General features: G+C 67.4%; 25 protein-coding genes. 23 read left to right on the plus strand and 2 right to left on the minus strand.

Translation table 11 applies throughout. From position 1 onward, the window contains the following. Nucleotides 1-4 precede the first annotated feature (4 nt). From rpsH to rplQ, 16 genes are all read left to right on the plus strand, one after another. The gene (gene rpsH / locus QFZ21_RS17440) at nucleotides 5-403 is read left to right on the plus strand and encodes a 30S ribosomal protein S8 (RefSeq protein WP_046013414.1); all 399 of its coding nucleotides are present in this window, start codon (nucleotides 5-7) and stop codon (nucleotides 401-403) included. A gap of 6 nt (nucleotides 404-409) precedes the next feature. Further along, the gene (gene rplF, locus QFZ21_RS17445; protein WP_307380086.1) at nucleotides 410-946 is read left to right on the plus strand and encodes a 50S ribosomal protein L6; all 537 of its coding nucleotides are present in this window, start codon (nucleotides 410-412) and stop codon (nucleotides 944-946) included. 2 nt (nucleotides 947-948) lie between these two features. After that, entirely contained in the window at nucleotides 949-1,308 is a 360-nt protein-coding gene (gene rplR / locus QFZ21_RS17450) for a 50S ribosomal protein L18 (protein WP_029260926.1), read from the plus strand. Next, nucleotides 1,305-2,021 carry a 30S ribosomal protein S5 gene (rpsE, locus tag QFZ21_RS17455; RefSeq protein ID WP_373426027.1) on the plus strand — a complete coding sequence of 239 codons (717 nt, stop codon included), beginning with the start codon at nucleotides 1,305-1,307 and terminating at the stop codon, nucleotides 2,019-2,021. Before rplR ends, rpsE begins: the two co-directional genes overlap by 4 nt. Further along, on the plus strand, nucleotides 2,021-2,206 hold the full coding sequence (rpmD, locus tag QFZ21_RS17460) for a 50S ribosomal protein L30 (RefSeq protein WP_307380089.1): 186 nt from the start codon (nucleotides 2,021-2,023) through the stop codon (nucleotides 2,204-2,206). The genes rpsE and rpmD overlap by 1 nt, the downstream gene beginning before the upstream one ends. After that, entirely contained in the window at nucleotides 2,206-2,859 is a 654-nt protein-coding gene (gene rplO, locus QFZ21_RS17465) for a 50S ribosomal protein L15 (protein ID WP_307380091.1), read from the plus strand. The genes rpmD and rplO overlap by 1 nt, the downstream gene beginning before the upstream one ends. A 153-nt stretch (nucleotides 2,860-3,012) precedes the next feature. Continuing rightward, nucleotides 3,013-4,335: a preprotein translocase subunit SecY gene (gene secY, locus QFZ21_RS17470; RefSeq protein WP_307380093.1), complete on the plus strand. Its 1,323-nt coding sequence runs from the start codon at nucleotides 3,013-3,015 to the stop codon at nucleotides 4,333-4,335. Then, complete coding sequence (locus QFZ21_RS17475; protein WP_307380094.1) at nucleotides 4,332-4,928, plus strand: adenylate kinase; 597 nt, start codon at nucleotides 4,332-4,334, stop codon at nucleotides 4,926-4,928. The genes secY and QFZ21_RS17475 overlap by 4 nt, the downstream gene beginning before the upstream one ends. Before the next feature lie 10 nt (nucleotides 4,929-4,938). Next, entirely contained in the window at nucleotides 4,939-5,790 is an 852-nt protein-coding gene (gene map, locus QFZ21_RS17480; protein WP_307380096.1) for a type I methionyl aminopeptidase, read from the plus strand. Next, nucleotides 5,790-6,464: a thioredoxin domain-containing protein gene (locus tag QFZ21_RS17485; protein WP_307380098.1), complete on the plus strand. Its 675-nt coding sequence runs from the start codon at nucleotides 5,790-5,792 to the stop codon at nucleotides 6,462-6,464. The genes map and QFZ21_RS17485 overlap by 1 nt, the downstream gene beginning before the upstream one ends. Before the next feature lie 168 nt (nucleotides 6,465-6,632). Beyond that, nucleotides 6,633-6,854, plus strand: coding sequence for a translation initiation factor IF-1 (gene infA / locus QFZ21_RS17490; RefSeq protein WP_017201569.1), 222 nt, complete (start codon nucleotides 6,633-6,635; stop codon nucleotides 6,852-6,854). A 65-nt stretch (nucleotides 6,855-6,919) separates the two neighbouring features. Then, a complete protein-coding gene (gene rpmJ, locus QFZ21_RS17495; protein WP_005050492.1) occupies nucleotides 6,920-7,036 on the plus strand; it encodes a 50S ribosomal protein L36 in 117 nt (38 codons plus the stop codon). A 145-nt stretch (nucleotides 7,037-7,181) separates the two neighbouring features. After that, nucleotides 7,182-7,556: a 30S ribosomal protein S13 gene (gene rpsM / locus QFZ21_RS17500; protein WP_036276001.1), complete on the plus strand. Its 375-nt coding sequence runs from the start codon at nucleotides 7,182-7,184 to the stop codon at nucleotides 7,554-7,556. Between the two features lie 31 nt (nucleotides 7,557-7,587). After that, nucleotides 7,588-7,986: a 30S ribosomal protein S11 gene (gene rpsK, locus QFZ21_RS17505; RefSeq protein ID WP_046013422.1), complete on the plus strand. Its 399-nt coding sequence runs from the start codon at nucleotides 7,588-7,590 to the stop codon at nucleotides 7,984-7,986. 152 nt (nucleotides 7,987-8,138) lie between these two features. Further along, on the plus strand, nucleotides 8,139-9,128 hold the full coding sequence (locus tag QFZ21_RS17510; protein WP_120773743.1) for a DNA-directed RNA polymerase subunit alpha: 990 nt from the start codon (nucleotides 8,139-8,141) through the stop codon (nucleotides 9,126-9,128). Nucleotides 9,129-9,157: 29 nt separating this feature from the next. Continuing rightward, nucleotides 9,158-9,724, plus strand: coding sequence for a 50S ribosomal protein L17 (rplQ, locus tag QFZ21_RS17515; protein WP_307380101.1), 567 nt, complete (start codon nucleotides 9,158-9,160; stop codon nucleotides 9,722-9,724). A 184-nt stretch (nucleotides 9,725-9,908) separates the two neighbouring features. Here rplQ and QFZ21_RS17520 read toward each other — a convergent pair whose 3' ends face one another. Further along, nucleotides 9,909-11,483 (minus strand): AMP-binding protein, encoded by a 1,575-nt coding sequence (locus QFZ21_RS17520; RefSeq protein ID WP_307380103.1) that lies wholly within the window; start codon nucleotides 11,481-11,483, stop codon nucleotides 9,909-9,911. A gap of 106 nt (nucleotides 11,484-11,589) precedes the next feature. Continuing rightward, the gene (locus QFZ21_RS17525) at nucleotides 11,590-12,810 is read right to left on the minus strand and encodes a PAS domain-containing protein (RefSeq protein ID WP_307380105.1); all 1,221 of its coding nucleotides are present in this window, start codon (nucleotides 12,808-12,810) and stop codon (nucleotides 11,590-11,592) included. Nucleotides 12,811-12,974: 164 nt separating this feature from the next. Here QFZ21_RS17525 and QFZ21_RS17530 point away from each other — a divergent pair, with 164 nt between their 5' ends. From QFZ21_RS17530 to QFZ21_RS17560, 7 genes are read left to right on the plus strand one after another with little or no spacing between them, the layout of a single operon-like run. Further along, nucleotides 12,975-13,985 carry a tripartite tricarboxylate transporter substrate binding protein gene (locus tag QFZ21_RS17530; protein ID WP_307380107.1) on the plus strand — a complete coding sequence of 337 codons (1,011 nt, stop codon included), beginning with the start codon at nucleotides 12,975-12,977 and terminating at the stop codon, nucleotides 13,983-13,985. Between the two features lies 1 nt (nucleotide 13,986). Continuing rightward, the gene (locus QFZ21_RS17535) at nucleotides 13,987-14,532 is read left to right on the plus strand and encodes a tripartite tricarboxylate transporter TctB family protein (RefSeq protein WP_307380109.1); all 546 of its coding nucleotides are present in this window, start codon (nucleotides 13,987-13,989) and stop codon (nucleotides 14,530-14,532) included. After that, the gene (locus QFZ21_RS17540) at nucleotides 14,532-16,079 is read left to right on the plus strand and encodes a tripartite tricarboxylate transporter permease (RefSeq protein WP_307380111.1); all 1,548 of its coding nucleotides are present in this window, start codon (nucleotides 14,532-14,534) and stop codon (nucleotides 16,077-16,079) included. The genes QFZ21_RS17535 and QFZ21_RS17540 overlap by 1 nt, the downstream gene beginning before the upstream one ends. Nucleotides 16,080-16,117: 38 nt before the next feature. Further along, nucleotides 16,118-16,933: a sulfite exporter TauE/SafE family protein gene (locus tag QFZ21_RS17545; protein WP_307380113.1), complete on the plus strand. Its 816-nt coding sequence runs from the start codon at nucleotides 16,118-16,120 to the stop codon at nucleotides 16,931-16,933. Between the two features lie 9 nt (nucleotides 16,934-16,942). Further along, a complete protein-coding gene (locus tag QFZ21_RS17550) occupies nucleotides 16,943-17,401 on the plus strand; it encodes a MaoC family dehydratase N-terminal domain-containing protein (RefSeq protein ID WP_307380115.1) in 459 nt (152 codons plus the stop codon). After that, nucleotides 17,401-17,802 carry a MaoC/PaaZ C-terminal domain-containing protein gene (locus QFZ21_RS17555; RefSeq protein WP_307380116.1) on the plus strand — a complete coding sequence of 134 codons (402 nt, stop codon included), beginning with the start codon at nucleotides 17,401-17,403 and terminating at the stop codon, nucleotides 17,800-17,802. The genes QFZ21_RS17550 and QFZ21_RS17555 overlap by 1 nt, the downstream gene beginning before the upstream one ends. A gap of 11 nt (nucleotides 17,803-17,813) precedes the next feature. Further along, nucleotides 17,814-18,944, plus strand: a complete 1,131-nt coding sequence (locus QFZ21_RS17560; protein WP_307380118.1) for a UDP-N-acetylmuramate dehydrogenase — start codon at nucleotides 17,814-17,816, stop codon at nucleotides 18,942-18,944. Nucleotides 18,945-18,969: the final 25 nt, after the last annotated feature.

Here is an 18,969-nt window from a genome sequence, read left to right on the forward strand (position 1 = left end):
AACAATGACAATGACAGACCCGGTCGCAGATCTGCTGACCCGTCTGCGCAACGCGAACTCGGCGCACCACGATTCCGTGACCCTGCCGTCGAGCAAGCTCAAGACGCACATCGCCGAGATCCTCCAGCAGGAGGGCTACATCGCCGGCTGGGAGACCTCCGACGCACGCGTCGGGAAGAACCTCACGCTTTCGCTGAAGTACGGCCCGAACCGCGAGCGCTCGATCGCAGGCATCAAGCGTGTCTCGAAGCCCGGCCTCCGCGTCTACGCGAAGTCCACGGAGCTCCCCAAGGTGCTCGGCGGTCTCGGCGTGGCCATCCTGTCCACTTCCTCCGGTCTTCTCACCGACCGTCAGGCTGAGCAGAAGGGCGTGGGCGGAGAAGTTCTCGCCTACGTGTGGTAATCCCTCATGTCGCGTATTGGACGACTTCCCATCGACGTGCCTGCGGGCGTCACCGTTTCGGTCGACGGCCGCGAGGTCGCGGTGAAGGGCCCCAAGGGTGAACTCACCCTCACGGTGGCCGAGCCCATCGAGGTCGCGGTCGAGGAGAACCAGGTTCTGGTCTCTCGTCCCGACGACGAGCGCGAGTCGCGGTCGCTTCACGGCCTGACCCGCACGCTCATCAACAACAACATCATCGGCGTGACCCAGGGGTACACCAAGGGTCTCGAGGTCGTCGGAACCGGTTACCGCGTCGCGCAGAAGGGGAGCTCGGTCGAGTTCGCCCTCGGCTTCTCGCACCCGGTCCTGATCGACCCGCCCGCCGGCATCACGCTTACGGTCGAGGGCACCAACAAGCTCACCGTCAGCGGGATCGACAAGCAGGCTGTCGGCGAGGCAGCTGCCAACATCCGCAAGATCCGCAAGCCCGAGCCGTACAAGGGCAAGGGTGTGCGCTACGCCGGCGAGAACGTGCGTCGCAAGGCCGGAAAGAGTGGTAAGTAACCATGGCTCTCAAGTCAAAGTCTGACGCCCGCGCGCGTCGTCACGCCCGCCTTCGCAAGAAGGTCGTCGGCACCGAGGTGCGTCCGCGCCTCGTCGTCAACCGTTCGGCCCGCCACGTCTTCGTGCAGCTGGTCGACGACAGCAAGGGTCACACCGTCGCGTCGGCTTCGACGCTCGAGACCGACCTGCGCTCGCTCGAGGGTGACAAGACCGCCAAGGCACGCAAGGTCGGCGAGCTCCTCGCCGAGCGCGCGAAGGCCGCAGGCGTTTCCGAGGCAGTGTTCGACCGTGGCGGCAACCGCTACGCCGGTCGTGTCGCCGCCATCGCCGACGGCGCCCGCGAAGGGGGTCTGGCACTGTGAGTGACAACAAGGAGAACGAAGTGACCGATACGGCTGCTGCCGCTCCCGAGACGGCTCCTGTCGTCTCCGAGACGGCCGCCGGTACGACCCAGGCCGAGCCGGCTCGCGAGGGCCGCCGCGGCGGCGGTCGCGATCGCAACCAGGGTGGCGGCCGTGACCGCAACTCGCGTGACCGTGGCGACAACCAGTTCCTGGAGCGCGTCGTCACCATCAACCGCGTCTCGAAGGTCGTCAAGGGTGGTCGTCGCTTCAGCTTCACCGCTCTCGTGGTCGTCGGTGACGGCAACGGTCTGGTGGGCGTCGGCTACGGCAAGGCCCGTGAGGTCCCTCTGGCGATCTCGAAGGGTGTCGAAGAGGCCAAGCGCAACTTCTTCCGCGTCCCGCGCGTCGGCAGCACCATCCCGCACCCCGTGCAGGGTGAGGCAGCCGCCGGTGTCGTGCTGCTGCGTCCGGCTGCCGCCGGTACCGGTGTCATCGCCGGTGGTCCCGTCCGCGCCGTGCTCGAGTGCGCCGGCATCCACGACGTGCTGTCGAAGTCGCTCGGCTCGTCGAACACGATCAACATCGTGCACGCGACCGTCGCTGCCCTGAAGCAGCTCGAGGAGCCCCGTGCGGTCGCCGCACGTCGTGGCCTCGAGTTCGACCAGGTTGCTCCGGCGCGTCTCGTCCGTGCGGAGGCCGACGCCATCGCCGCACAGAAGGTAGGTGCCTGATGGCTTCGCGCCTCAAGGTCACGCAGATCAAGTCCAAGGTGAGCGAGAAGCAGAACCAGCGTGACACGCTGCGCAGCCTCGGTCTGAAGCGCATCGGTGACAGCACCGTGCGCCCCGACGACGCGCAGAATCGCGGGTACGTCAAGACCGTCGCACACCTCGTCAAGGTTGAGGAGATCGACTAATGGCTGAGAAGAACGACGCCGTCGAGGCCGAGAAGAAGGCCCCGAAGAAGGCTGCTGCTCCCAAGGCTGCCGCCGAGAAGAAGCCGGCTGAGAAGAAGCCCGCCGCGAAGAAGGCGCCGGCCAAGACCGCCGCTGCCGACGCCAAGGCCGACGCTCCTGCCAAGAAGCCCGCCGCCAAGAAGGATGCGCCGAAGAAGGATGCTCCGGCATCCCGCCCCGGCGTCCTGAAGGTGCACCACCTGCGTCCGGTCCCCGGATCCAACACCGCCAAGACTCGCGTCGGCCGTGGTGAGGGTTCCAAGGGTAAGACCGCTGGTCGTGGAACCAAGGGCACAAAGGCTCGCAACACCGTTCGCGTCGGTTTCGAGGGTGGGCAGATGCCTCTGCACATGCGCACCCCGAAGCTGCGCGGGTTCAAGAACCCGTTCCGCGTCGAGTACCAGGTCGTGAACCTGGAGAAGCTCGCCGAGCTGTACCCGAAGGGCGGAGACGTCACCGTCACCGACCTGGTCGCCAAGGGTGCCGTTCGCAAGAACGAGAAGGTCAAGGTTCTCGGAAACGGCGACATCGCCGTCAAGCTCACCGTCGCGGTCGACAAGGTCTCGGGTTCCGCCGAGCAGAAGATCGTGGCTGCGGGCGGTTCCGTCAAGTAACCACTGCACAAGAGGGGCCGGAGATTCTCCGGCCCCTCTTGTGGTTACACCACGCGGGTCAGGTTCGGCCCACGCAGTCCGGGGTTCCCGGATGGGTTACCCTGGTCTTTCAGCCGTCCTTCGGGAATCGGCAACTTTTCAGGAGGAACGTTCTTGTTCAGCGCCATCGCGCGGATCTTCCGCACGCCCGACCTGCGTCGGAAGATCGGTTTCACTCTCGCCATCGTCGCGATCTACCGACTCGGGTCCAACGTCCCCGCACCGTTCGTGAACTTCCCGAACGTCGAAGAGTGTCTGGCGGCCAACAACGGCGCCGACGGCCTCCTCGGGCTCGTCAACCTCTTCTCCGGTGGCGCGCTCCTCCAGCTCTCGATCTTCGCGCTCGGAGTGATGCCGTACATCACCGCGACGATCATCACGCAGCTGCTGCGTGTGGTCATCCCGCACTTCGAGGCACTGCACAAGGAGGGCCAGGCCGGTCAGGCGCGGCTCACCCAGTACACGCGGTACCTCACCATCGCGCTCGCTCTGCTCCAGTCGACCACGCTCGTCACGGTCGCGCGCAGCGGTCAGCTCTTCGGCTCGACCGATCTCGCCGCCTGCCAGCAGCTGCTGACCAACGACGTCTGGTGGGCGCAGCTGCTCATCATCATGGCGATGACCGCCGGCACCGGCCTGATCATGTGGTTCGCCGAGCTCGTCACCGAGCGCGGCATCGGCAACGGCATGTCGCTCCTGATCTTCACGTCGATCGCCGCCACCTTCCCCGGCGCCATGGGTCTCATCTGGCAGACCAAGGGCTTCGAGGTGTTCCTCCTGGTACTCGCGGTCGGCATCATCGTGATGGGTCTCGTCGTCTTCGTCGAGCAATCGCAGCGCCGTATCCCCGTGCAGTACGCCAAGCGCATGGTCGGACGCCGCACCTACGGCGGCACCAACACCTACATCCCGATCAAGGTGAACATGGCGGGTGTGATCCCCGTGATCTTCGCCTCGTCGCTGCTCTACATCCCGGCGCTGATCGCGCAGTTCAACACGCCTCAGGACGGCTCCGTGCCGGCACCCTGGGTGACGTGGATCAGCGCGAACTTCACGACCGGCAACCACCCCGTGTACATGGCGGCGTACTTCCTGCTGATCATCGGGTTCACCTACTTCTACGTCGCGATCACGTTCAACCCGGTCGAGGTCGCCGACAACATGAAGAAGTACGGCGGCTTCATCCCCGGCATCCGCGCAGGACGCCCGACGGCCGAGTACCTCGACTACGTCCTCACCCGCATCACGCTTCCCGGCTCGCTGTACCTCGGCCTGATCGCGCTCATCCCGCTGATCGCCCTGGCCACCGTCGGCGCCAACCAGAACTTCCCGTTCGGTGGCGCATCGATCCTGATCATCGTGGGCGTCGGCCTCGAGACGGTCAAGCAGATCGATGCACAGCTGCAGCAGCGTCACTACGAAGGGCTCCTCCGGTGACCTCATCCGCACGTCTTCTCATCGTCGGCCCGCAGGGCTCGGGCAAGGGCACGCAGGGCGTGCGCATCGCCGAGACCTACGGCATCCCGGTCGTCTCGACCGGAGACATGTTCCGCGCGAACATCAAGGAGGGGACGCCGCTCGGCCAGCAGGTCACGGCCATCCTCGACTCGGGTGATCTCGTGCCGGATGAGCTGACGAGCGAGATCGTGCGCGATCGCCTGGCTCAGGCGGATGCCGCGAACGGTTTCCTGCTCGACGGGTACCCGCGCAACGTCGCCCAGGTGGCGCACCTCGAGGAGTTCCTGGCGGGCCGGGGCGAGTCGCTCGACGCGGTCATCGTGCTCGACGTGCCGCGTGACGAGAGCATGTCGCGCCTCGCGCTGCGTGCTTCCGAGCAGGGGCGATCGGATGACACCATCGAGGCCATCGCGCACCGTCTCGACATCTACGAGCACGAGACGGCCCCGATCATCGAGGTCTACGGCGCTAAGGGCATCGTCGACCGCATCGACGGCGTGGGCTCGCTGGATCAGATCACCGAGCGCATCTCGGCGGCCCTGGCCGCTCGCGGCCTGCGCCTCGCGGCCTGAGGCTCGTGTGATGTTCCGCCGGTCGATCTACAAGACCCCGGCTCAGCTGAAGGCCATGGTCGAGCCCGGGCTCATCACGGCGGCGGCGCTCGACGCCGTGCGCCCGCTGATCCGTCCGGGAATCACGACGCTCCAACTCGATGAGGCCGCGAATCGCGCGATCGTCGAGCGCGGGGCGGAGTCGAACTTCCAGCTCGTGCGCGGCTACCACCACACCATCTGCGTGTCGGTGAACGAGCAGGTCGTCCACGGGATCCCGGGGGAGCGGGTGCTGCAGGCCGGCGACATCGTCTCGGTCGACTGCGGCGCACAGTTCCAGGGATGGAACGGCGACAGCGCCATCAGCGTGGTCGTACCCGACCCGGAGCGCCCGCAGCTCGTCGCACAGCGCGAGGAGCTGTCGCGGGTGACCGAGGGGTCGATGTGGGCCGGGATCGCCGCGATGGCGTCGGCGTCGTACATCGACGAGATCGGCGCCGCGATCCAGGGCTACATCGAATCTCAGGGGCTGTCCGCGGTGTCGGGGGAGCCGTACGGCATCCTCCGCGAGTACGTCGGCCACGGCATCGGACGCAAGATGCACGAGGCCCCCAGCGTCTTCAACTACCGCACGCCGGACCGGGGCGAAGAGATCAAGCCCGGCCTCGTGCTGGCGATCGAACCCATGGTCACCGCGGGTGGCGAGGCCACCTACGTCGAGGACGACGACTGGACCGTCACCACCGTCGACGGCACTGACGGCTCACATTGGGAACATAGCGTGGCCCGGCATGATGGGGGTATCTGGGTGCTGACTGCGCCCGATGGCGGAAAAGCCGGACTCGCCCCGTTCGGGGTCGAGCCTCGAGAGATCGGAAAGTAATGGCAGCGGCGAAGAGCAACACGAACTGGTTCGCGATCGGGGTATCGGCGGCCGTCGTCGTCATCCTCGTCGTTCTCGGCGGACTCGTGGTGTTCCTCAACAACCAGGCCACGAGCCCTGGTGCGACGCCTGGCAGCAACCAGACCTTCAACTCCGAGACGGGTGCGGTCACCGTCGGTGACGGCAAGGCCGAGGACGAGGTCAAGGTCTTCGTCGACTTCCAGTGCCCCGTCTGCAAGAGCTTCGAGGACCAGTACGGTGCCGCGCTCGAGTCCAAGGCTGAAGACGGCAGCATCGTTCTCGAGTACCACCCGATCGCGATCCTCGACCGCTATTCGCAGGGCACCGAGTACTCGTCTCGTTCCGCGGGCGCCGCTGTGTGCGTCGCCGAGTCGAACCCGGAGCTCTACCTCGACTACGCCAAGGCGCTGTTCGCGAACCAGCCCGCAGAGAACTCTTCCGGTCTCACGACGGACGAGCTCGCGGCAATGGCCACGCAGGTCGGCGCGGATGACTCCGTCGAGTGCATCACCGATGAGACCTACCGGAAGTTCGGCGCCGCGCAGGCGAAGAGCAACGACATCCGCGGTACGCCGACCGTCGAGGTCAACGGCACCCGGCTGGACCTGCAGAACCCCGCCGACATGAAGACGTTCACCGATCTGCTCGGTTGACCCGGATCTGCTGACTCGCGCATCCGGCTCAAGTTGCCGGACGGCCACAGAGGGTCTAACATAGATCTTTGGTGCCTTGTGCCTTGATTCGGCGTGTCCGATCGGTTCGGCATCACACACCACCCACCCACCGCAGATCGACCGGTCTGCAGAAGCGTCAGCGAGGCTATGGCTAAGAAAGACGGTGTCATCGAGATCGAGGGCGTGATCTCCGAGGCTCTGCCCAACGCGATGTTCCGCGTTGAGCTCAGCAACGGACACAAGGTCCTTGCAACGATCTCCGGCAAGATGCGGCAGAACTACATCCGCATCATCCCCGAAGACCGCGTGGTCGTGGAGCTCAGCCCCTACGACCTCACCCGCGGCCGTATCGTCTACCGCTACCGCTGATCGGTCGAGAAGTAACGGCCTGCCTCGGTTCCGGGGCGGTACGAAGACAGCGATAAGGAAACATCATGAAGGTCAACCCGAGCGTCAAGCCGATCTGCGATCACTGCAAGGTGATCCGCCGCCACGGCCGCGTCATGGTGATCTGCAAGAGCAACCCGCGTCACAAGCAGCGCCAGGGCTGACCTGCGCTGCGCGGCACTGCTCGCGCACATCTCACAACTCAATACGAAACGGCAGGATCAGATCCCGTGAAAGCGGGGGACACCTCGGGGCGGAGGCCCGGGCACCGATCCTGTTCCATACCTCCACTACATCCAGGAGAACCGCATGGCACGTCTTGCCGGCGTTGACATCCCGCGCGACAAGCGCGTGGTGATCGCCCTTACCTACATCTACGGCGTCGGCCGTACCCGCTCGGTCGAGATCCTCAAGGCGACCGAGATCGACGAGAGCATCCGCGTGAAGGACCTCAGCGACGACCAGCTGATCGTCCTCCGCGACTACATCGAAGGCAACTACAAGGTGGAGGGTGACCTCCGTCGCGAGGTCGCCGCAGACATCCGCCGCAAGGTCGAGATCGGCTCCTACGAGGGCATCCGCCACCGTCGTGGTCTCCCGGTCCGTGGTCAGCGCACCAAGACCAACGCCCGTACCCGCAAGGGCCCGAAGCGCACCGTCGCCGGCAAGAAGAAGGCCCGCTAAACGCGGCCTCAGGGACTAGGAGAACATTTTCATGGCTGCACCCAAGGCCGCCGCGCGCAAGCCGCGCCGCAAGGAAAAGAAGAACATCGCGCTGGGCCAGGCCCACATCAAGTCGACGTTCAACAACACGATCGTCTCGATCACCGACCCGTCCGGTGCTGTCATCAGCTGGGCATCGTCGGGTGGCGTGGGCTTCAAGGGCTCCCGCAAGTCGACCCCGTACGCCGCAGGTCTTGCTGCCGAGTCTGCTGCGCGTCAGGCGCAGGAGCACGGCGTCAAGAAGGTCGACGTCTTCGTGAAGGGTCCGGGCTCCGGCCGCGAGACCGCGATCCGCTCGCTTCAGGCCGCCGGCCTCGAGGTCGGCTCGATCTCGGACGTCACCCCGCAGGCGCACAACGGCTGCCGCCCGCCGAAGCGTCGCCGCGTCTGATCCGGCTTAGTCGAGCCGCTCGGCCCTCCGGGGTCCGAGCGGCTCGACGCCCGCCCTGGGCCATGCTCAGGGGTCGGGCATCGACTTCCACAATTGAAGACCTCACCACACCACATGTCATATAGCGGGCATGTGATCGAAAGGAACACAGAGTGCTCATTGCACAGCGTCCCACACTGACCGAGGAAAAGATCGTCGAGAACCGTAGCCGGTTCATCATCGAGCCTCTCGAGCCCGGCTTCGGTTACACGATCGGCAACGCGCTGCGTCGCAGCCTGCTGTCGTCGATCCCCGGTGCCGCAGTCACCAGCGTTCGTCTCGACGGCGTGCTGCACGAGTTCAGCACCATCCCCGGCGTGAAGGAGGATGTCACCGAGATCATCCTCAACATCAAGCAGCTCGTGGTCTCGTCGGAGCGCGACGAGCCCATCACCGCGTACCTGCGCAAGACCGGTTCGGGCGAAGTGACCGCCGCTGACATCTCGGCTCCGGCCGGTGTCGAGGTCCAGAACCCCGAGCTCGTCATCGCGACGCTCAACGAGACCGCCAAGTTCGAGCTCGAGCTCACGATCGAGCGCGGCCGTGGATACGTCTCCGCGACGCAGAACCGCAACGAGTACGCCGAGGCCGGTCAGATCCCGATCGACTCGATCTACTCGCCGGTCCTCAAGGTCAGCTACCGCGTCGAGGCGACTCGTGCCGGTGAGCGCACCGACTTCGACAAGCTCGTCCTGGACGTCGAGACCAAGTCGTCGATCAGCCCGCGCGACGCTGTCGCTTCGGCTGCGAAGACGCTCACCGAGCTGTTCGGTCTCGCCCGCGAGCTGAACGTCGAGGCTGAGGGCATCGAGATCGGTCCGGCACCGGTGGAGGCAGTGAACTCCAGCGAGCTGTCGATGCCGATCGAAGACCTCGACCTCTCGGTCCGGTCGTACAACTGCCTGAAGCGTGAGGGCATCAACACTGTTTCCGAGCTCGTCGCCCTGTCGGAGACGCAGCTCATGAACATCCGCAATTTCGGCCAGAAGTCGGTCGACGAGGTGCGCGACAAGCTCATCTCGCTCGGTCTGTCGCTCAAGGATTCGGTGCCCGGTTTCGACGGCGCCCACTTCTACGGCGGCAGCGAAGACGAGTCCTTCTGAAACCCGACCTTCCGACCAGGAGTTAGATCATGCCTAAGCCCACCAAGGGTCCCCGCCTCGGAGGCGGCCCCGCCCACGAGCGTCTGCTGCTTGCCAACCTCGCGGCGGCTCTCTTCACCCACAAGTCGATCAAGACGACCGAGACCAAGGCCAAGCGCCTGCGTCCGCTCGCCGAGCGACTGATCACCTTCGCCAAGCGCGGCGACCTGCACGCACGCCGTCGCGTGCTGTCGGTCATCGGTGACAAGAGCGTCGTGCACACTCTCTTCACCGAGATCGCACCGCTCGTCGCCGACCGTGAGGGCGGCTACACCCGCATCACGAAGGTCGGCAACCGCAAGGGCGACAACGCTCCGATGGCTGTCATCGAGCTCGTCCTCGAGCCGGTCAACCCGAAGCCGAAGTCCGCCAAGAAGACGGCTGCCGCCGCTTCGAAGGCCGACAAGCCGGCCGAGGTCGTCGAGGAGGCTCCCGCTGAGGAGGCTCCCGCCGAGGACGCCGCTGTCGAGGAGGCACCCGCGGCTGACGCCGGTGCCGAGTCGCAGGCCGAGGGCGAAGCAGCCGAGGCTGCCGCCGAGGACGCTGTCGAGAAGTAAGCACCTCTCACGACGAAGCCCGCCGCCCCATCCGGGGTGGCGGGCTTCGTCGTTTCTGGGCCGGTTCTGCCGCTGCTGCCGGGACAACTTCTGCGGCCATCCCGAACTTCTGCGGCCGATCGGCCGACAGATGGCCGCAGAAGTTCGGATCGGCCGCAGAAGTCGGGGGCCAGGGCGGGCGAGGTCAGCGGGCGCGGAGGTCCTTGCGGAGGATCTTCCCCGACGCCGACTTCGGGATCGCGTCGATGAACTCGACCTGCCGCACCTTCTCGTGCGGTGCGACGTGGGCGGCCACGTGCGCCATGACGGTATCCGCGTCGAGATCGGCATCCGCCTGCCGCACCACGAACGCCTTCGGGACTTCCTGACCGTCGTCGTCGTGCACGCCGATGACCGCGGCGTCGGCGATGGACGGATGCTCCAGCAGCACGGCCTCGAGAACCGCGGGCGCGACCTGGTAGCCCTTGTACTTGATGAGCTCCTTGAGTCGGTCGACGATCCGGAACACCCCGTCGTGGGTCACGGTGGCGACGTCGCCGGTGTGCAGCCAGCCGTCGGCATCGAGCATCTGCGCCGTCGCATCCGGACGGTTGAGGTAGCCCTTCATGACCTGCGGGCCGCGGATGAGCAGCTCGCCCGGTTCGCTCGCGCCCTCGTCCGGCACGGTCACGTCGACGCCGGTCTCCGCGTCGATCAGTCGCGCCTCGGTGCTGCGGAGCAGCAGTCCGACGGAGGAGCGGTCGATGTCGTCGCGGTCGGCGGGGATGGCATGGGTCACGGGGCTGGTCTCCGTCATGCCGTACCCCTGGCAGACGGTGCAGTTCAGCCGGGTCGCCACCGCGGAGGCGAGGGCGCCGTCGAGCGGAGCCGCACCCGAGAAGATGACCTTGACCGCCGAGAGGTCGAATTCGTCGACCAACGGATGCTTCGCCAGCGCGACCGCGATCGGCGGGGCGATGAACACCCAGGTCGTGCGGTGCTCGGCGACCACCCGCAGGAAGTCGATGAGATCGAACCGCGGCATCGTCACCAGGGCCGCCCGCTGTCGCAGCGCGAAGTTGAGCAGTACCGTCATGCCGTAGATGTGGAAGAAGGGGAGCACCGCCAGGACGCGGTCGTCGTCGGCCAGTGAGATCGTCGACTGGCACTGGCTCACGTTCGCGACGAGATTGCGGTGCGTGAGCATGACGCCCTTGGGGCGCCCGGTCGTGCCCGACGAGTACGGCAGCACCGCGAGGTGCTCGTCCGGATCGAACGTCACAGAGGGGGCGGCGTTCCCTTCGCCGAGCAGCGCGGCAAGGGACGGATGCCCTTCGACACCGTCGAGGACGATGAGGTGGTCGGCGGCGATCCCGACCTTCGCGGCCGCCGCCTCCGCGCCGGGGAGGAGCGGTGACACGGTGATCAGCCAGTCCGCTTCGGCGTCGGTGAGCTGATTGGCGACCTCGTCGGGGGTGTAGAGCGAGTTGATCGTGGTCGCGGTGGCCCCTGCGCGCAGGATGCCGTGGAAGACCGTCGCGAACGCCGGGATGTTCGGGCACAGCACGCCGACGCGCGTCCCGACGGCGACCCCGCGCGCGGCGAGAGCGCCGGCGAACAGGTCGATCTGGGCGATCAGCTGCCGATAGGTCGTCTCGGCGCCGCTGGTGCCGTCGACGAGCGCGGTCGCGTCGAGTCGGGTCTCGTCGAGATCGCCGAAGAGGTATTCGTACACCGAGACCGCGGGGATCTCCGCATCCGGGTAGGTGCTGCGAACCATGAGATCTCCTTCGATCCGGGTGAGGCGGCGGCGGCGCGCGCTGGCATTCAGTGTCGCACAGGGCGGCATCGCGTACCAGGGCGCGAATGCGAAGCCGCGACGCCGATCAGACTACGTCGTTCGCCCGGTAGCGCGTGCTCGGACGCCCCTTCGTCGAGTAGTCGAGCGTGCGGATCGCCCTGCCGGAGCTCGCGAGGTGCTCGAGATAGCGACGCGCGCTGACCCGGGAGATCTGCACGTCGTCGCCGATCTCGGTGGCCGACGCATCGGGGCGGGCGGTGAGGGCGGCGGCGACGCGATCGAGCGTCTCGGCACTCAGACCCTTCGGCAGGCCGAACCGCTGGCGGAACGCGATGATGGCATCGGCCGCTTCGACCCGCCGCACCACGTCGTGCAGCTCGGTGTGGTCGCGCAGCAACAGCGTGGCCTCGACATCGGCGCCGTCGTGGCGGCTTCCGGTACTGCGGGCGACGAGCACATGCGAGCCGACGATCACCGGCCGCCCGGCATCCTCTCCCTCGTGCAGCACCGCCAGCAGGGGTGCGTCGAGCACGTCGGCGGCGACGGCGTCGTCGAGCTCTTCGGCGCTGCGCTCGAGGAGTCGCGCCGCGGCGTCGTTGGCGAGCGTGATGCGACCGGCACCGTTCACCGTGATGACGCCCTCGCTCAAGCGATGCAGAGTCGTCTCCTGGTTCTTCACCAGCGCCGCGATCTGGTGCGGCTCGAGCCGATAGATGCGACGCCGGATCACGGAGGTCACCCACGCAGAGCCGAACACCCCCAGCACAGCGGCGGCGAGCATGGCCGAGATGAGCCAGGAGAGGTTGGCCGTGAACTCCTCGTTGAGCTCGGATTCCAGGATGCCCACGGAAGCTGTGCCGATGACGACGCCGTCGTCGTCGCGGATCGGCACCTTCACCCGCCACGAGGTGCCGAGCGTCCCCGTCTGGGTGCCGACATAGATCTCGCCGGAGAGGGGGATGGACGGGTCGGTCGACACCTTCTCGCCGATGCGGTCGGGATTCGGATGCGAATAGCGGATGCCGTCCTCGTCGGCGACCACGACGTACGCGAGATCGGATGCTTCGCGAATGACCTCCGCGATGGGCTGGATGGCCTCGGCGGGGTCCGCGTCGTCGAAGGCGGCCCGCACCGGGGGCAGCGCGGCGACCGACTGTGCGACCGCCTGCATTCGCTCCTTGTAGGCCTCGCGGAGAGCATGCTCCTGGAACGCGCCGGCGACGATGCCGGTCGCCAGGGTCACCAGGAACACGATCAGCGCCTGCAACAGCAGCAGGTGCACCCGGAGCGTCATCTTCGAGGCCACCTGCTCATTCTCCTCGCAGGTCGCACCGCCCGCGAGACGCGGTCGCCGCCGTTCGCGACCAATAGTTTCAGAACGCGACCAATGGTTTCCGAAGCTTGAGAGCCCGCCCTCACGCCTCCAGAGTGATCCGACACAGCAACACCGACGCTCAAGGAGGAGCGCACATGAAGCACACACGTCTGGCGGCGACAGCCGTCTTCGCCGCCGCCGCATTGGCATTGACCGCATGTTCGGGCGGAGGCACCGGGTCGGGAGGCGGGGGAGGCGACGAAGCCGCGGCCATCGACGATGTCAAGATCATCGTCCCGGCCGACCCCGGCGGCGGATGGGATCAGACCGGACGCGCGATGTCGGAGGTCCTGACCGCAGACAAGGTCGTCGGATCAGCCCCGGTGTCGAACGTCGGCGGCGCGGGCGGCACCGTCGGCCTCGCCCAGCTCGCGAACGAGAAGGACCCGGCGACGCTCATGGTCATGGGGCTCGTGATGGTCGGAGCGATCGAGACGAACGCGTCGACCGTGCGGCTCGAGGACACCACCCCGATCGCCCGGCTCACCGACGAGGCACTCGTCATCGTGGTGCCGGAGGACTCCAAGTACGACACCCTCGAGGATCTCGTCGGGGACATCGTCGAGAAGGGACAGGAGGTGACGGTGACCGGCGGTTCCGCCGGCGGCGCCGACCACATCCTCGCCGGCCTCCTCCTCGAAGCCGCCGGCCTCGATGCGGGTGAGATCCCGGAGAAGCTCAACTACACACCCAACTCCGGTGGTGGCGAGGCCGTCTCGCTCCTCGTCGGCGACAAGGTCTCGGCCGGCATCTCCGGGGTCGGAGAGTTCCTCCAGTACATCGAGGACGGTTCGATGCGGGCGCTGGCGGTCTCGGGCGCCGAGCCGGTCGAGTCGCTGCCCGACGTGCCGACCATCACCGACGAGGGGTACGACGTCGAGCTGACCAACTGGCGCGGGGTGATCGCTCCGGGCGGGATCTCCGACGCGGAGCGCGCCGAGCTCGAGCGCATCGTCACCGAGATGCACGAATCCGGCGCGTGGAAGGACGAGCTCGAGACCAAGGGCTGGGCGGATGCCTTCCTGACCGGTGACGAGTTCGACAGCTTCCTGAAGGACAACATCACCGAGGTGACCGGCACGCTCGAGAACATCGGACTGATCTGACATGAACACCCCGATCCTCGGGGTGAGCGGGCGGGCCGAGACGACTCGGCCCGCCTCGCGGGTTCCCCTCGGTGAACTCGTCTTCGCTCTCCTCATGCTCGCCCTCGGCGTCTTCGCGCTCGTGGGGGTCTTCACGATCCACGTCCCGGTCGGTGTGAAAGCCGGGCCCACGATCTTCCCGCTCTTCGTCTCGATCATCCTGCTGGCGTCGGCCGTGGCCGTGCTGGTGAACGTGCTGCGCGGAAAGCGCGCGGAGGTCGAGGAGGGCGAGGACATCGACCCGAACGCCCAGACCGACTGGCTCACGATCGCCAAGATCGTCGGCGCCGTGGTCGCTCACCTGCTGCTGATCGACCTCATCGGCTGGGCCCCGGCGGCCACCGTGCTCTTCGGCGTGGTCGCGTGGGCGCTCGGTGCCAAGCGCTGGTGGCTGGCCTTCGTCATCGGGCTCGGTGTGAGTCTGGTGATCCAGGTGGTCTTCGGCGGCCTGATGGGGCTGTCGCTGCCCTGGGGACCGGCTCTCGGATGGCTCGGGGAGGTGTTCTGATGGACAGCTGGACCCTGCTTCTCGAAGGCTTCGCGACGGCGCTGCAGCCGCAGTACCTCGGATTCGCGTTCTTCGGCGTGCTCGTGGGAACGGCGGTCGGCGTGCTGCCCGGCATCGGGCCGGCGATGACGGTCGCGCTCCTGCTGCCGCTCACCTACACGCTCGACCCCACCGCGGCACTGATCACCTTCGCCGGCATCTACTACGGCGGCATGTACGGCGGCTCGACCACCAGCATCCTGCTGAACACGCCAGGTGAATCGGCATCCATCGTCACAGCCATCGAAGGCAACAAGATGGCGAAGCTGGGGCGCGGGGCCGCTGCCCTCGCCACCGCCGCGATCGGCTCGTTCGTCGCCGGCACCATCGCCACCGTCGGCCTCACGCTGCTCGCACCCGTGCTGGCGCAGTTCGCCGTCAACCTCGGCCCCGCCGACTACGTCGCGCTCATCGTGATCGCGTTCATCACGGTCGGGGCCCTCATCGGCAGCTCCGTCCCGCGCGGGATGCTGTCGCTCGGCGTCGGCCTGTTCCTCGGACTCGTGGGCACCGACACCCTCACGGCACAGCAGCGCTACACGCTGGGTCTGCTGCCGCTGTCGGACGGGATCGACATCGTGCTCGTCGCGGTCGGACTCTTCGCCGTGGGCGAGACGCTGTACATCGCGGCCCGCTTGCGCCACGGCGGCGTCGACGTGATCCCGGTCACCCGCGGGTGGCGCAGCTGGATGACCAAGAGCGACTGGAAGCGCTCGTGGAAGCCCTGGCTGCGCGGCACGGCGATCGGCTTCCCGATCGGCACCATCCCCGCGGGCGGTGCCGACGTCGCGACGTTCCTGTCGTACGCCACCGAGCGCAAGCTCTCGCGGCACAAGAGCGAGTTCGGGCGCGGAGCGATCGAAGGGGTCGCCGGTCCCGAGTCCGCGAACAACGCGGCGGCGGCCGGTGTGCTCGTCCCGCTGCTCACGCTCGGCCTGCCCACGACCGCGACGGCGGCGATCATCCTCGTCGCCTTCCAGGCGTACGGTCTGCAGCCGGGACCGCAGCTGTTCCAGAATCAGCCGGCACTCGTCTGGGCGCTGGTGGCGAGCCTGTATGTCGGCAACGTCATCCTCATCATCCTCAACCTGCCGCTCGTCGGCATGTGGGTGAAGCTGCTGCAGATCCCGCGGCCGTACCTGTACGCGGGCATCCTGCTGTTCGCCGCCTTCGGCGCCTACGCGCTGAACTTCGCGGTCGTCGACATCCTGATCCTGGCGATCATCGGAGTCCTCGGCTACTTCATGCGACGGTACGGCTATCCGGTGGCTCCGCTCGTGGTCGGCATGATCCTCGGGCCGATGGGGGAGGAGTACCTGCGCAAGGCGCTGCAGTTGAGCCAGGGCAACCTGTCGACGCTGTTCGTGCAGCCCTTCGCCGCGACGGCCTACATCGTGCTGGCGCTCCTCGTCGTCGGTGGGCTGTGGCTGCGTCGGCGTCAGCGTCGTTACGAGCAGGCACTGACCGAGTCGATCGCCGTGCCGATCAGGACCGATTCGGAGGTCTGACGTCGAGAGCGGGAGAGCCCCGCGAGTAGGCTGATCCGGTGAGCGATGCAGAGACCCTGACCCGAGGGCCTCGCGCCTACCTGGCATTCATCGGGATCGGCCTCCTCGCGGGGCTCCTGTCCGGACTCTTCGGCGTCGGCGGCGGCACGGTCATCGTCCCGCTGCTCGTGCTTCTCCTGCAGTTCGACCAGCGCCTCGCGGCCGGCACCTCGCTCGCGGCGATCGTGCCGACCGCCAGCGTCGGAGTCATCTCCTATGCCGTGTCGGGATCCGTGGCGTGGGTCCCCGCCATCATCCTCGCCGCGGGAGCCGTGGTGGGGGCACAGATCGGCACGCGCCTCCTGCCGCGAATCTCGCAGACGGCCCTGCGCTGGGGCTTCGTCGGCTTCCTGCTCGTGGTCATCGTCAGCCTCTTCCTCGTCATCCCCTCGCGGGATGCGGTGCTCGAACTCTCCTGGATCACCGGCATCGCGCTGCTGGTCGTCGGCGTCGGCACCGGCATCCTCGCCGGGCTCATCGGGGTCGGCGGCGGCGTGATCGTCGTGCCGGTGCTGATGCTGGCGTTCGGCACGAGCGACCTCATCGCGAAGGGCACCTCACTGCTGATGATGATCCCGACCGCGATCTCGGGAACCGTCGGCAACATGCGGCACCGCAACGTCGACCTGCGGGCCGCCGCGGTGATCGGCGTCTCCGCGTGCACGACGACCGCTCTCGGCGCGTGGCTCGCGACGCTCCTCGACCCCGCGGTGGGGAACATGCTGTTCGCGGCATACCTCGTCGTGATCGCGGTGCAGATGGCGCTGAAGGCGATCCGGGGGCGCAAGAAGGATGGACCCGCGTCGCCGAAGTAGGATCGAGGGGTGGCAGTGAACCAAGATCTTGTCGGCCGGGAGTTCCCGCCGACCGCCCCGTACCTCGTCGGCCGTGAGAAGGTGCGCGAGTTCGCTCGTGCCGTCTTCGCCGATGCCCCGCAGCACACTGACGTCGAGGCCGCGCGCGCCCTCGGGTTCGCCGACGTGGTCGCTCCGCCGACGTTCGCGATGGTCATCCAGGACCAGACGCTCCAGCAGCTGCTCGCGCTGGAGGACTCGGGCATCGTGCTGGCCCGCACGATCCACGCCGAACAGCGCTTCACCTACACGCGACCGATCGTCGCGGGGGACGAACTCACCGGACAGCTGCGGGTCACGGCCATCCGGATGATGGGCGGCAACGCCATGATCACCAGCGAGGCCGCCATCTCGGATACCGCCGGCGAGCACGTGGTGACCGCGACCAGCGTCCTGCTGGTCGGCGCGGACGAGGGGGAGGGCGCCTGATGGGCTACACCGTCGGAGACGTCATCGCCGAACGCGACGTCCACCTCACCCGGGAGTCGCTGGTGCGCTACGCCGGGGCATCCGGAGACTTCAACCCGATCCACTACCGCGACGACATCGCGGCATCCGTCGGTCTTCCCGGCGTACTCGCCCACGGGATGCTGACGATGGGGGTCGCCTCGTCCGTCGTGGTCGCCGCCCTCGAGCCCGGTGCGAAGATCCTCGACTACGGCGTGCGCTTCACGAAGCCGGTCGTCGTCGACCCGGTCGACGGCGCCGACATCCGCATCGTCGCGACGGTCGGCGCAGTCGATGACACGACGGCCCGCATCGATCTCAAGGTCACGTTCGGCGAGACCACCGTGCTCGTCAAGGCGCAGCTGCGCGTCGCGATCGGATGACGCCCGCCGAGATGCCCCGGACTGAGCCCCTCCGTCTCTCGCAGCTGACGACGCTGCGCACCGGCGCCGCCCCCGAGCGGATGCGGGAGGCCTCGACGACCGCAGCGCTCGTGGAGGCTCTGCGCGAGACCTGGGCGAGCGGCGACGACTGGTTCGTGCTCGGCGGCGGTTCGAACCTGTTCGTCGGGGACGACGAGTTCGAGGGCACCGTGATCCGCGTGCGGACGAGTGGGATCGAAGAGCTGCCGTCGCCGCACGCCGGCCGCATCCGTCTGCGGGTGCAGGCAGGGCACGGCTGGGACGACCTGGTGGCCTACGCCGTCGGCCACGGCTACGCCGGACTCGAGGCGATGTCCGGGATTCCGGGAACGACCGGTGCCGCCCCGGTGCAGAACATCGGCGCCTACGGGCAGGAGATCCAGGAGACCCTGGTCGAAGTCGAACTGATCGATGAATCTTCGGGCGAGATCTCCGTCGTGCCGGCATCCGAACTGGGCCTCGGCTTCCGCACCTCCGTGCTCAAGCACCACTACGGCAGCGTGCCGGCGCGACGGGCGGTCATCCTGTCGGCGACGTTCGACCTGCTCGTGGCCGACGAGCGCGTCGTGCGCGGCGAGCAGCTGCGGCGGGCACTCGGACTGGTCGACGAGGCACCGGTGCCGCTGAGCTGGGTGCGTGAACGCATTCTGGCGACTCGCGCCTCGAAGGGGATGCTGATCGATGACGGCGACCCCGACACCCACGGCGTAGGCTCGTTCTTCCAGAACGCGATCGTCCCCGAGGCGGTGGCCAGGGCCCTTCCGCCGGAGTGCCCGCGCTGGCCTGTCGCGCCCGACCTCGACACCGTAACGGTCATCCCGCTGGCCTCCTACGACGGCCTCATCCCGACGGCGAAGACCGCGGCTCCGGATGTGAAGGTGAGCGCGGCGTGGCTCATCGAGCAGGCCGGCATCCGCAAGGGGTTCAAGCTGCCGCGCTCGCGGGCGGGAGTGTCGACCAAGCACGCGCTGGCCCTGACCAATCGCGGCGGTGCCACGGCCGGTGAGGTCGCCGAGCTCGCACGGTTCATCCAGAGCCGCGTGCACGCCGAGTTCGGGCTCGTGCTGCAGCCGGAGCCCGTCCTCGTCGGCGTCGAGCTGTAGGGGCGTCGGAACCCGGGGCTACACT

Origin of the sequence: Microbacterium sp. W4I20 (assembly GCF_030816505.1) — a bacterium.
In the GTDB taxonomy this organism is placed as follows: Bacteria; Actinomycetota; Actinomycetes; order Actinomycetales; family Microbacteriaceae; genus Microbacterium.